5 protein-coding genes are annotated in these 14,998 nt (G+C 34.1%); 2 read left to right on the forward strand and 3 right to left on the reverse strand.

The window, feature by feature from the left end; translation table 11 throughout:
- Nucleotides 1–5 precede the first annotated feature (5 nt).
- Together PQ463_RS10025 and PQ463_RS10030 are read left to right on the forward strand one after the other, a co-directional pair.
- On the forward strand, nucleotides 6–11,246 hold the full coding sequence (locus PQ463_RS10025; RefSeq protein WP_274257616.1) for a thrombospondin type 3 repeat-containing protein: 11,241 nt from the start codon (nucleotides 6–8) through the stop codon (nucleotides 11,244–11,246).
- Between the two features lies 1 nt (nucleotide 11,247).
- Nucleotides 11,248–11,622, forward strand: a complete 375-nt coding sequence (locus PQ463_RS10030; protein ID WP_274257617.1) for a hypothetical protein — start codon at nucleotides 11,248–11,250, stop codon at nucleotides 11,620–11,622.
- 311 nt (nucleotides 11,623–11,933) lie between these two features.
- On the opposite strand, the gene PQ463_RS10035 is transcribed toward PQ463_RS10030, so the two are convergent.
- The 3 genes from PQ463_RS10035 to PQ463_RS10045 form a co-directional block, all read right to left on the reverse strand.
- The gene (locus PQ463_RS10035; RefSeq protein WP_274257618.1) at nucleotides 11,934–12,995 is read right to left on the reverse strand and encodes a tyrosine-type recombinase/integrase; all 1,062 of its coding nucleotides are present in this window, start codon (nucleotides 12,993–12,995) and stop codon (nucleotides 11,934–11,936) included.
- A 438-nt stretch (nucleotides 12,996–13,433) separates the two neighbouring features.
- A complete protein-coding gene (locus PQ463_RS10040) occupies nucleotides 13,434–13,796 on the reverse strand; it encodes a hypothetical protein (RefSeq protein ID WP_274257619.1) in 363 nt (120 codons plus the stop codon).
- Nucleotide 13,797: 1 nt separating this feature from the next.
- Nucleotides 13,798–14,784, reverse strand: a complete 987-nt coding sequence (locus tag PQ463_RS10045; RefSeq protein WP_443135195.1) for an RHS repeat-associated core domain-containing protein — start codon at nucleotides 14,782–14,784, stop codon at nucleotides 13,798–13,800.
- Between the last annotated feature and the right edge of the window lie 214 nt (nucleotides 14,785–14,998).

Raw genomic sequence — 14,998 nt, forward strand, 5'->3', positions numbered from 1 at the left:
GATATATGTTTATAAATAAATACTTAACGGCATTTATATTTACACTTTTTTCACTGTTGCTCTCTGCACAGCAGGAAATACATTTAGGTGATAAAAAAGTTGGAAACCAGTTACAAGGTCAGCCAACTCTACATGTTACTGATGCAAAATATGCCGACATCAAAAAGCAAAAAGTCTTTACTTCTATAAATCCGACAGTTTCAATTCATTTTGGGTTTGATGATAATAAAAGTAATTCAGCCGAATATACTAAAATTTATTATGCCGAAGTACAGCTGAGAATAACTCCGTATGACAGTTTAGATGTAGTAAAAACTAGTTTTAAGGATTTAAACAATAATCCTGTAAATTATCCTAATCCATATCTTGTTACTTTAAGAAAAATCAAACATGATAATGTCACAAAAGGAATTCAATTTGATGATTATGCTACATATAATCTACCTGGAATTCATAAGGCAGATGTACAGGTAATGTCTATTACATATTACAATCAATCTGGTACAGCAATAACCGTTGATAATTCATCAGCATATCTACAACTAAAGTTTACCACAGACCGTTATTACAACCTCCAACTGAGCAGCACTCAATCAAGTTCTGTGCTTCCGTTAAAACATACTTTTATTAAGAATAATGGAACTCAGCAAATCGAAGTAAATAGCGCAAGCGATGGGGCTGATGAAATTCTAATTTCATGGAGTAAAGACAACGTTGCTCCTGCTGTAGAATATGAATTGGAATGGACATGGATTGATAATTTTGCTGAAAACGGCGGAACTCTTCTACCAAACCAAATTGCTTTAACGGATCAGGATTTTAGGCTTAACAGTACAAGAATCCAAACGAAAGATATTTTTTATAAAATTCCACTAGTATATTCAAAAGGTTATATTATTTACAGAGTGCGACCTGTGGGACGATTTTTGAGTGATATTTCTAAAAATTACTACGGAAACTGGACTTCAGGATTTTTGGAGTCTCACAAGTTAATCAGCGACTGGTTACACTTCCTTACCATCGACGCTAACCATGAAACGGGCAAGAAAAACTGGCAATATCAGTCTTCATTTGCCGAAGACGGAAAGAAAAAAGAAGTAGTAAGTTATTTTGATGGATCGTTGCGTAATCGTCAGACTGTTACTAAAATCAATTCTAACAATAAAGCAGTTGTCGGCGAGGTCATCTACGATAACCAAGGCCGTCCTGCTATTGAAGTATTACCAGCGCCTGTAGAGTCTTCAGGAATTCATTTCTATCCAGATTTAAATAAAAACAGCCAATCAAATTCAATTTACACCCATAAAGATTTTGATTGGGATAATTCAGCAGACAAAAGCTGCGCTCCTGTTGTTATCAGCGGAATGGCCAATACTTCTGGTTCAAGTAAGTATTATTCAGGAAATAACGCTGTAAGCAAGGACCATCAAGATTTAGTTCCAGATGCAGCTTTATTGCCATTCTCTCAAACTGTTTATACACCAGATAATACTGGACGTATTAGTAGCAAAGGAGGAGTTGGTAAAGATCATCAGATTGGTTCTGGACACGAGATGAAATATTTTTACGGAACCCCATCTCAAGCAGAACTTAACAGATTATTTGGCTATAAAGTGGGTGATGCATCTCATTACAAAAAAAATACGGTGATTGACCCAAACGGACAAGTAAGCGTTAGTTATTTGGATCCGCAAGGCAGAACAATTGCTACTGCTCTTGCTGGTGATAAAAAAGGAAACCTTGTATCCCTTTTAGATGAAACAGATGGAACTTTGCACATCAATACAACAGAAAGCTTACTGGTAAATAACGATAAGTATGTTTCAGGAAATAATGGCCTTACAGAAGATGGAATCCAATTAAATACTTCGGTAAATGTTGTTAAAAAAGCTCCGATTACTTTCAACTACGGACTTAGCAAAACAGCAGGAAGTTTTAATGATGAATGTTTGCCTGGTAAATACTATCCATTTGTTTACGATTGGTCAATGACAATGACAGATGATTGTGCAAACGAATTATTATTTTCTACGAACAATTCTCCTTTATCAGCTCAAATTGGAACAATCAGCACCAATTCATTTTCACCTTCAACATTAGATTTTACCAATAAATTATTCGAAGGAAAAATTAAAAAAGTAGATGGTAGCTTTCTTCCATTGGAAGAAGGAAAATACAGTCTTAGCAAAAATTTACAGATAAATGCGCAGGCATTAAATCAATATGCTGACGATTATATTAGCGAATTAAAAAATGGTACAACTTGCAAACCAGTGACGACTGAATTTAATGAGGTAATTCTAGAAACAGACTGTAACGTTACCTGCAGAAGCTGTGAAGAAGCTTTAGTTACTTCATATTTAGACGCATCAGATAAAGCTGGATACTCAAGCCATTTTTCAACAGACGAAAGCAGTTTAGGAAATACTGCAGCAAGAGAACCTTACATTTTAACAGCACAAACAAATTATGTTGCTGCCAATATGCCAACAATTAGTCTTACGGCTGAGGAAACAGCAACTTATACTGCTCATTACCAAAGAGAATTTAAAGCTTTAATTACAAGTTGTCGAGAATTATGCAATCAGCCTGCAAATTTATGTAGCATCAATGAAGAAATTCTTCTAGCAGATGTAAGTCCAGGAGGACAATATGGTTCTATTATTGGTTTAGAAACAATTGATCCTGCAGAAGTTGCCAATGATTTAGATCCTGTAAGCGTCTTCAACGAAAACAATCAGCTTTTATACAATGGATACAACCAAGTTACCGACGTAAACCCAGATACTGGACTAAATGAAACAGAGCAAAGAACAAAAGCACACTGGAGATACCCTGTTGGAGGATATAAAGATGAAAACAATGAGCCTTCAAAAATTTCGGTTTTTAGAAACGAAGATGGCACTTATACTCCTAACCTAAGAGCTCTTGAAGACAATGGAGCTATTCCTGTGGAAGATGATCCAAGCAGTGATGATGAAAACTATTTGCTTGTAGCGCCTCAGTACCTAAGCAATGTTTCCGATTTTCTAAAAATTTGGCAGTCAAGCTGGGCTAAAGCTCTGTTGCCATATCACCCAGAATATAGATATTATGAATATAATGCCGCTGTATGCAATAACAGCATTAACAATGAAAACTCTGATGGTTTTGATGCGAAATTAAGAGATTTAGAGTATTATAATACCGAAAACCCGCAACGAAACGAAACGATTTTTGCAAGTGCAGGGATTATAGATAATCTTATAAGATCTTATTCTAGCATTGACCCTTTTTATACCAAACTTGACAATTCTATTGAAATTCAAACAGAATTTGATGTTCGTAAAAATATTATGAAAGAAGGTTTAGTAAACAGTTTTGATGGCATAAGTTTTATAGGTACACAAGGAAATTCTATTAAATTGAACATGCTGCAGACAGCATACTTCTTTGCAGCTTATTCTAATGGCATCACTCCTGTTTCTGTATATGAACCAATTTTAACAAAAACTAATGATGAATTACTTGACGAAATTAGACGTCTTCCTGATCCATACTTAAAACAAAGAATATGGTCTAATTTTAAAGGATATTATATTGCCTTAAAAGAAAAAACAAGAACTGTTTTTGCTCATATTTATGCAAACAAATATCGAGCAAACAATGACTGCATTGGAAACAAGCAAAGTACAGAAACATACAAAACCTTACTAAAAAAATACAATACCAACAGCGACAAAAACTTTGATGATGTTACCGGTTTAATTGCTGCAAGCCAATCTGTCACACCTGAAATACCAGCTGGTTTAATTGACTTGCTTCCTATCTGCTACGAAGAAATTGCTCCTTTCTTTTATGAAAAAGAAAAACGTTTTGTACCAGCAGATTTTAGTTATGATTCTGGTCTAGAAGACCCACAGGCTATGGCTGCTGCAGATGCAAAAGCTAATGCCAATCTATATCTAGAAACAGGAAAATGCCCTTTGGCTCTTGATATGGAAACATTTCTGAAAGGTCTAGTAGATCCTAATATACAGCCAAATGGTTTATTATTAGATCTTCCTGCTTATAGTATGCCTTATTTAACAGCTGGTATATTTAATGCGCAGATTAATCCTGGATTTGATTTAAGTTCTGCTTCACTTTCCCCAAAAATTTTAGGTCGTAAAACGGGCTCTCAAAATTCAGAATTAGAAATAGACTTTATGGTTGGTGCAAATAGCATTGCAACTCCTATTATTTTAAAATTAACCGGTATTGATAGCTATAAAAATCCTTGTGGAGAAAGTGTAACTCCTCCAAAATGGGAAGATATTTCAGGCTTCAAAAACATTCACTACGAATCTTATGAGGCAGCAACCAAAACTTTTAAGTTTAAAATTTTAGCTACTATTGTCCGTAAAGGGACTACTCCAACCTGTATTACTCCAGAAGAAATTATTATTGAAGGATATACAAAAGCAGCTGTGGGAGAATGTCACTTTACAGGAGGAATAGGTGTTGGTGAAACTATTGCTTTTGAGGATACGCAATGTAATAAAAGAGAGCGTTTTGTAAGTGCGTTAAAAGATCTTATAATTAATTTACAAGGTCCAAATAATTTTGAAGATTTAAACAGCATAGATATAACAAATAACAACGTTTTTAAATCTGGATTTCTTTATACTTATTTTGGGGTTAAAGATCAAGATCAAGTAATATTTAAAAATGGCCCACACCCCCAATGGACTGATTCAAGAATTATAACCATCTCTGTTAATGATAAAATTCTGTTTCAGTCTACAAGAGGCGCAAGAGGCTCTGTAGGTAAAGTTGTTGATATGATTCCAGAAGCCGCAAATAAAAATGGAATTATTGTTAAATCATTAACAAGCACTGGATATCAAAGAAAAGGTTGGGGAATTTATACAGGAACAGAAAAACCATTATACTTCGCGTGCTGTGCACCTTGTGGAGAATGGGACTATGACGGTGATGGATATGGTGATGATTGTGGTCCACCTGAATTACCGTATATTAATGTAAATTCTTGTAACTTAAACAATAATGTAGAGCTTGCTTACGAAGAAAACTTAGCTAATGTTATCAATCAGGCACTACTAAATAATTCTTTCGATTATCAGATTCATCCTTCTTCTGAAAATACTGCAATTACAAAATTTATCACAGAATCAAATTTGGTAGAACATTTCCAAAGTCAACTAGATTTTGTTAATAGCGTAAGCGGGCCAAATCAGCAAACGACATCAAATGTGAATTTATCTAATTATAAACTTACCTATATTCCATATTATAATACAGATGACGGCATTACAGTCTTCAGAATAGAATTTTATTCTTACGGTAATGACTATACATATGATTTGATAAGTTTAGTAATTCCCGGCGCCCAAAACTTAATAAAGAAAATTAATTCAATTGATATTTATAATGGTAATTCGATTCGTATAAGCTATACAGACATTAACGATGAAACCTTTATTACCACAAGTGCTTGGCAAAATATTGGAGGTACCCAAACCTTTGGGGTTCCATCTTCTTCATTCTGTGATTTTATTTCTAACAACCCGTCTGGTAGGGAGACTGCATGCGATAATAATAGTAATGTCGAATTTACTTTTGAAGAAGGATTAAAAAACGCTCTTAATGAAATATTAACCAATAATCTTGTACCTGAAACAATGTACAGCACTTTTGGAAATCCTTTAACAGCGAAAATGTCAAAATTTATCACAGAATCAAACTTAATAAATAAATATCAATTGGCCAGAAACTGGTCAGTTTCCAATACAGTTTATCCAAATGCATATAGTGCTCCTATACAATTAACTTACTTCAAAATTGTCAATGATTATAAAATTGAGTTTTACAATAATAACTTTATATTAGAAGGAGCAATAGAATTTCAGAACTGGGAAATTAAAAGAAACCGTGTAGAATATGTGTTCATCGATTATAGAAATGGTATGAATAAATTTGTTGCCAAAATAGGTAACAATAATTTCAACTATATAGGTGCAAGTGAAGGGCAATTTATTTATGTATCTGTTCAAATTAGTAATCATGCAGATAATGTGTTCGATATATGTCCATTTCTAACAAGCAACTACGCTCCAACATCTTCTTCTTTAAAGATAAACAATAGCTTACAATCTCGCCAAGATGCCATGTTAGCAAAAACACCCCTAAAACTAGGCACACCAACCTGCAGTGACATCTGCGTTCCTCCAACAGTTACCCCAGTAGTTTGTGGAGACAAATGGCAGGAATTCAAAACTCGTATGTCTGCTCAGATACCTACATACGATCTTCCAAAAAAATTAAAAGACAATGGTGTTTTCTTCTGTGAGGCTAATTATGGCTATATCAGTAAAGAATATGTAGACTATTTGGTTAAATTCGATGTTAAGACTCCGCAAGATGCAATGTTCTTAACTATTGCCGAATTTGGAAGCACTAATCTTAAATATGGCAATCCAAAGACCACTGAAACAATTACTGCTTATTATGCTTACATTGAAACACAGAAAACAAATCCCACAGAAGAAACTAAAAACTGGAATGATTTTGCCAACTCATATGTTATTACAAATGACTTTTGCGCACCAGCAACGTTAACTCCATCGTTTAGTTTAGAACTTCCAGTAGATCTAGGAACTAAAACACCTTGTGAAATCTATAAAAAAGCGATAAACAATATTAATATCCAACAAGTTTCTGATGCTTTCTATGAAGAGAAAAAAGAAGCTTTCAAACAAAAATATCTTAAAGCGGCTTTTGAAGGTTTAAATGAAACTTTAACCAAAACGGCTATTGATAAAGAATACCAATATACTTTATACTATTATGATCAGGCTGGAAATTTAGTTCAAACTGTTCCGCCTGAAGGTGTACAACGCGTTTCTCCAGCTTCAAATGAAACTATTAATGATATACGTAAAAATAACGTTCTGAAAGAAGATACTGCAGATGTAAACGGACAAAAGGTCGCACCTTCAAATACGCTTCAGACTCAATACCGTTACAATTCATTGAATCAGCTGGTGTGGCAGAAAACCCCAGACGGTGGTGAAACACGTTTTGCTTATGATAACTTAGGCAGAATTATAGCAAGCCAGAACAGCAATCAGACTGGAAACTCACAATTTAGTTATACCCGCTATGATTTCTTGGGAAGAATTACTGAAGCTGGGCAATTAAAAACAAAAGCAGGCATTGTTTTATCTATCAATGAAAACGGAAGACTTGTTGATGCCAGCAACAACCTAATTCCTACTGATGCAGTAAAAACAGCAATCAATTACCCGTACAATATTGCCGACAATACTGAACAAGTAACTAAAACAATTTATGATCGTCCTGTAAAAGATACCGAAAACTGGTTTACATCTTATGGTTCAGATAATAATCATAAGAGAGTAACTGCAGTATTGTACTTTGATACACTTACTGGCCAGTCAGCTTTGGATACTTATACTAATGGTGTTTTCTATGATTATGATGTTCACGGAAACGTTAAAGAGTTAATTCATAATAATAACAATGCTTCACTGAAAAGAATGGGCGTTGCCAGAAAAAAAATAGTTTACGATTATGATTTAATAAGCGGAAATGTAAATAAAGTGACTTATCAGCCAAATGATGCTAATGAACAGTTTATCCACCGCTACCAATATGATGCCGATAATAGAATCCAACAGGTTTATACCAGTAAAGACAATATTATCTGGGAAAAAGAAGCCAATTACTTATACTACGATCACGGACCATTGGCTCGTATAGATCTTGGAGATAAACAAGTTCAGGGTCTGGATTACATCTACACACTTCAAGGATGGCTGAAAGGCGTCAATTCAGAAAGAATCGGAAAAGATTTCGATGCTGGAAAAGATGGTTTAAATGTAGCTCAGGATGCTTTTGGCTTTGCCTTAAATTACTATAATGGCGATTATAAATCGCGTTCTGGAAGCAGAGACAATGCTATTTTCAGCTATAGCAAAGAACAGAATCTGGCAAAAGCAGACAATGATCTTTATAACGGAAATATTAAAGAAATGGTTACGTCATTGACAGACCATAACCAAAATATTATTCCGACACAGTTTAATTTCTATAGTTACGACCAGCTGAACCGAATTAGAGAAATGAGTTCTCAATCTATTCTTGGAACTACAGCCTCTAATAGTTATGCTTCTAAGTACGATTATGATAAAAACGGTAATTTAAAAACGATGTTCAATTCTGCTCCTAAAAATGGTGCGATTACATCAATGGATCAGTTAACATATAATTATTACTCTGATACAAACCGATTAAAAAATGTAAAAGATGCTATTGCAAATGATGTCTTTACAAATGGATCTCCTAATGACACTTCTTTGGATATAGACAACCAAATTGAAGACGAAAATTATGTTTATGACAACATTGGTCAATTAACACAAGACAAACAGGAAGGAATCCAAATTGATTGGCGTGTAGATGGCAAAGTTAAATCGGTTACCAAAAATAACGGAACCGTTATCAGTTTTGAGTATGATGGTTTAGGCAACAGAATTGCTAAAACCGTAGCAACAGCGACTAAAACTACTACAACTTATTACCTGCGTGATGCGCAAGGCAATGTGTTGAGCACATATGAGATGATCAAAGAAGGAAATCAAATTACTTATTTCCTTGTTGAACAAGACATCTATGGAAGCAGCCGACTTGGAGCTGAAAAACACAGAATGCAAATCAGTCAGGAAACAGTTCCTCAACAGTTAAGAATGGCTGCAATGAGCAGTAAAATGGCAAGTACAGAATCTGTAAGTTTAATGCAGACAAATGCTGTCGCAACTGAAGGCGCTCAATCAGGATTAGACTTTGACCAGCCAACCGATAATGCTTCGTGGATGGAAGTTGAAGGAAATTCGATCAACTTATTTGATAACTCGTTTACAAAAACAAAATCGGTAACTCTTAATGGGCACTTAAAGATCAATGAATCAGACAATAATAAAGTAAAACTGCTTGCTGCGCTTCACGGAACTTTAAAAGAAGGTCAGAAATGGCCACAGGACGGTACTTTTTCTTATTTAAGCTCATTATTTCTATCTGTTGAGAAAACTGCAACTGGTTATAAACCATACATTTCGATTGTTAAATACAAAAGAAACCACAACTGGTACAAAAACAACTCTGGCAACAGACGTTACAGTTATAGAAGCTATAGATACAGAACAGACTATAAAATAGGGGATTTAGCAATACCAGAAGACGAATGGGACATTAAAGCTGTCATCAAAGAAGGCGATACTAAAGGATCTAACTATACGGTACAATTGATTATTAACGGAAACGTTTATAATGCAGTAGCTCAAACAACGGTTACAGAAATGAATGGTGAAGAAAATAAGGCTATGAGTAGCGGTTCTGCAGATATTAGTATTGTATTGCCTAAAAACTCACTTGGCGCAACAACAATAAGTTATCGTCCTGGTGGAGCTCTTGTCAAGTATGAAGCTTTAAAAGCTGAATTATGCGATTTCAGCTATTCTATCAATAACGGACAAGATACTGAAGAATTAAAAGTGAACGAATACAGTTTTGATGAAACATCAGGAGATTATGCTGGTTCTATCAATGGACAATTGATGACCTTAAAAGGTAATAGACCATTCACTAGTGAGCCTGCATTTACAACTGTAGATTTTGCACAAACTTTCTGCGGATCTAAAGAAGGAGATATCGATGGTGACGGTGTAAAAGATACCGTTGACAAGTGTCCTTACATTTTCAATCCTGGCCAGGAAGATGATGACAATGACGGTTTTGGAAACGTATGTGATAACTGTCGCTATAAGCCAAACCCTGACCAAGCAGATGCTGATGGTGACGGTGTAGGTGATGTCTGTGATAATTGCAAAAATAAAGCTAACTTTGATCAAAAAGATACAGATGGTGATGGTGTTGGTGACGTTTGCGATAATTGCATAGCAAAATCAAATAAAGACCAAACAGACAACAACAACAATGGTATTGGTGACGTCTGCGAAGGAGAAGCACAAGGAGAAGGTAAAAATGCGATTGCCCGCGAACCTATCACCGCTTACCGTTTTGTAGGTGACAAACAGTACGAATTATCGAACCATTTAGGTAACGTTCTCACGGTAATTACAGACAGAAGTATTTTCGATGGTGATCATTTTACAGCCGATGTAACTAGCTTCTCAGATTACTATCCTTTCGGAATGCTCGTACCGTCACGCCACGGAAGCTCCGATTCGTATAGATATGGGTTTAATGGGAAAGAAAAGGATGATGAAGTTAAAGGTGAGGGTGCTCAATATGATTATGGTTTCAGAATTTATGACCCAAGAATTGGAAAATTTTTATCGGAAGACCCTTTATTTCAAACATACCCATGGCTAACACCTTATCAGTTCGCTAGTAATAGTCCTATTTGGGCAGTTGACCAAGATGGTTTAGAAAGCAAAATTGTTATTCTAGGACAAAATGGGTTACCTACAATTATGAAAAAAAACAATGATAATTTAGTTGAATGGCAAGCCAAAAAAGCTAGTTATTATAAAGCTTTTGCAAATCATGTTGGATGGGTAGAAGGAAAAGATGAGTATCAAAAATACGGTTCGCCTGGACCGATTGGAGGTACGCTTACAATAAATGCCATGGGTAATACAGCTAAAATTTCGTATAAGGAAGGAACTGCGATGGAAGCTACTGTTGAATCATTTTCACAGGGGATTCACGCTATGAAAGTCTTTATTTATAAACCAGATCCTCTAGTTGAAGGTTCTAGAGCATCTTCTGAGACTATTCAAAATTACGTTGCAGGTGTTACTATGGTTTTCGGAGGAGGTATAAGTGCTGAACTAAATCTTGGTTCAAAAGGGCTAAAATTTTTAAAGACTTCTGTAGGAAAAGCAGTTTTTGAAACTATAGCACAAGCTTTAGTAAAAGGTGATATCAAAAAAGTCGATATCTCGGATGTAGCAGCCCAAGTCTTTATTACAAATCAAAAAGCGAGGGATGTGGTGAAATCTTTTTTAGACGTGTCTGTTCAAGATGGATTTAAAGTAAAAGATTTAAACGAAGGCCTTCAAGAATTTGGATTAAGGATTGTTTTGAATAAAGCAAATGAAAAACTTGTTCCAAATAAAGCAAATGGAAAAGTTTATATAGATCAAGGACAAAGGTACCTAATTGATATTATTAAAAAGGTAGAGCAGAAAAAAGCTAAAGAAGCATTAAAACCTAATTAATATGAAAAACACAAAAAAAATTATTTTGGCTTTAATTATTGTCGTTATAGTTTCTATAAGTTTAAAAAAAACAATCGTTAATTATTATGAAAAAAAGAAATTGTTTACTAATTCAAAAATTATAGATGGAGTAATTACAAAATATTATGAAATTGGCATTGCAAATTATTATTTGGATTACAGATATTGCGTAGATGGAATTTTTTATGAAAAAGAAGTGATTCCTTCTAAGCTTTTTAAAAAATGTGAAAAAAATAATTGGTGTATAAATAAAAAGATATATGTTAGATATTATGTAGATAATCCATCAATAAGTGAGCCAATATTAGACAGTACTGCAAACTCCGATGACGCGGATATATCAACGCAACGATAGCGTAGATTTGCAATCTGTGCGCGTAATGTAAAGCCTCCAGCAGGTGCGAGCGTCACGCTTATGGACGTAAAGAAAATCTATAAAAACAAATTTATTTAAATTGAAAACCTCGCAAAAGTGCGAGGTTTTTTGTTATAAATTAAAGAAAAAATGTGGTTATGGTTTTATTTAATAACTCCCCTGCTAGCGCGAGCGTCACGCTCGTGAACGCAAGAAAATTGACAAAAACAAATCCAATAAATGAAAACCTCGTATAAATTACGAGGTTTTTTTATTCCAAAGCATAGAACAAATTAAGGCTCTGTTTTTATTCAATAACTCTCCAATTTACTATGTACCTTTTCAATCTCTTTATCCATATAAGCCTGCGCATAATGAACATATCGATTAAAAGAAGTGCTAGCATGACTATGCCCACTAATCTTACGAACTAAATGTTCTGGCATTCCTAAAATCAATAAAGTAGTAATGGCAGTTCTACGCATCATGTGAGAACTCATTTTATCACAAAAACGATTTTTTGAAATATCTGTTTTCCTTGTTATTTTTTGAGTTTTTCCCTGTTTTTCTCTTGAAACTTCGATCGGTGATGTAAAGCCGGCAAGCTCACCTATATGTTTCAAGCTTTTGTTGAAATTAAACAAACTAATACTTCCAAAAAGAGGAGTCTTGCTATTTGAAGAGGTATAACGTTGAAAGATAGTTATGGCGTAAGCTGAAAGCTTAATAAAGCTAAAGGTTTTAGTTTTCTTTGATTTTAGTTTCAGATACCATTCCCCATCTATTTTTTCAAAGTTTTTATTGGTCAACAAAAAGATATCAGAATAACGCAAACCAGTAGAACACCCAAACACAAAAATATCTTTTATACGTCTGTAGCTTGGTATAAGGGTTTGCTCAAATTCTTTATCATGAATTAAAAATTTAAGTTGCTCTGGCGATAAGACAAAGATTTCTATCTCTTCTTTTCGGACATAAAATAAACGCTGAAAATCACCAGTGTTTAAATCTTTATCATTTTTAAGGTAATTAAAAAAAACACGAATAACTTTTATATTGGCTCCAACATAGTTATCATGACAGCCTTTTTTGTACAAAAACTCTGTAAACTTTTGGTAAAATTTTTTCCAATAACTTTTCTCAGATGTAAACTCTCGTTTGTCTAGTTTTGAAGCATCGCAAATACGTAATTCAAATTTGGTTTCAGTTGAAAACTGAATCAAGTTGTTTAATACATATTTATAGTTTTGTATTGAATCTGCTTTTATTCTTTCTCCATTTTTTTTAAGCCGTTTACCTGTTTCAGTTTCTTTTATGAATTGTTTGAATAAAGGAATTATTGGACTAGTTTTTTTCATGGATTGTTTTTTCATTTTTGTATTTGCAATATAATAAAACACAATAAGAAATTGTATGCATTATTCAAATTATGATTTACAACTATTTATTAAAAGAAGAGAGATAGTGAATTGGCGAGTAAAGGAATTTGACATCTATAATTAAGAAAAAACTGCAACTAGATAATGAATTCCAGTTGCAGTTTGTTGATGTTAGTAGTAAACTGTGTGGCTTTACTTTGCGGGCACAGATTTCAAATCTGCGCTATCGTTGTGGCGACATATTCGAGCCATCGGGATTGGAAAGTAAAAGAAATTGACATCTATAATTAAAAAACTGCAACTAGAAAATGTTCTGGTTGCAGTTTTTTTTTGCTTTTATAGATAAGCAGGTGTTGATTAACTCTGCGGGCACAGATTGCAAATCTGCGCTATCGTGGAGATTGCTTTTCAGCATGAGTCTTGGAAATGTTACTAATCAAATTTGAAACCAGCTTTAGCAATTTCTATTGAATCTTTAACTTCTTTTTCTAGAAATATTTCACAATACTCAGGATTATTAGTCGCGATTGCAATTTTATAAAACTTTCCTAAATAAATGTCTCCTGAATTCTTAATATACTTGCCAGACTCATACCTTTTTTCATTGTAGTAAAAGTAAAATCTTGCATCTGTAAAGCCTCTTCTATGCTCAATATAAAAAACCTTAGCAACTGTAACAAATTTATTGTCTTCAATCATATTGTTTTTTTTTTCTTGATACTTATTTGAAAAAAAAATTAGCAATCCCATACATACAAAAAAACACCCAGCTGCCATTCCCTGATTCTTATTCATACTAATTAAATTTTTTACTTTGTTTTTCTTTTTTTGTACTGAATGACATATCTATCTTAAAATCTTTAAAGATTTGTTGAATTTGCTCTAAACTATCTCCAATTTTATTTTCAAATGTTTCAGTTGCACCACCGGAAGTTAAATTCAATACTTTACTCATATATAACTTTTCCGAAACTTCAAATGTATCTCCAATTTTCCCACCTATATAATTAGATCCAAAAGTAGAGAAAAAATTAGAGTTGAAGTTATTTGTTGTAAAGCCATTCTCAGCTGTAACACTAAAAAAAGATTCTCCAAAGTTCGACAAAAATGGATTTCCAACAAATCCTGCAAAAATTGGCTGTGAATAGTTAAAGTTTTCAAATCCACCATTATATGCGACTTGACCTATAATATTACTTAAACCATTAATAACTCCTTTAGAAGCATTCGTTTGCCAAAAAGATGCTCCAAAATAAGCATTAGCATCAATCATTGCCGCAGAAGCAGTTCCTCCCATACCAGCCATACCAGAACCAGCAGCAAAATAATTCCCCAACATAGATGTTCCATACCAAGTAGTATAACTTTCATATGCAACAGTAGTACCAGTCAAGATAGGAGGAGCGGCTACTGATACTGCAGCTGCTTTTCCTGCTAAATTTAATCCATGTGCACCAGGATACTTTTGAGGATTATTTTTAATTTTTGGAGGTAATGGGAAAAATATTGACATGATGGCACTTCCAGCATTTGTTCCAGATTCTTCTAACCCTTCTAGTTCTACATACTGAATAACCTTATTTCCACTAAAAGAGTAAGGAGTATAATGGGGATACTTCTTCGTTAATGGATCAATCGCAAAAAACCTACCAATCCTAGGATCATGCATCCTGAAGGTATAGTTAAGCGAATTCCCTTCACCTTTAATCTCATCATCTTTCTCCTGTCCTTGGAACCCGTATCTATACGAATCCGAGCTTCCGTGTCGAGACGGCACCAGCATTCCGAAAGGATAGTAATCTTAAACTCGATCAAGCCAACAAAAACAAACCTTTCACTAGTTAGAAATAATTACAAAAAATGCAGTTTAAGGCATTTTCTGCTTGTTTTTAATATCTCAAAAATACTTTTAGAAGGCTTTATTATGTCAAAATACAAAGAACATTTCTAACTCAGAAAAAGGAAGTTTTTCTTACCTCATTCTTTACAATTTTATC

The sequence above is a fragment of the Flavobacterium sp. KACC 22763 genome, from assembly GCF_028736155.1.
Classification (GTDB): domain Bacteria; phylum Bacteroidota; class Bacteroidia; order Flavobacteriales; family Flavobacteriaceae; genus Flavobacterium.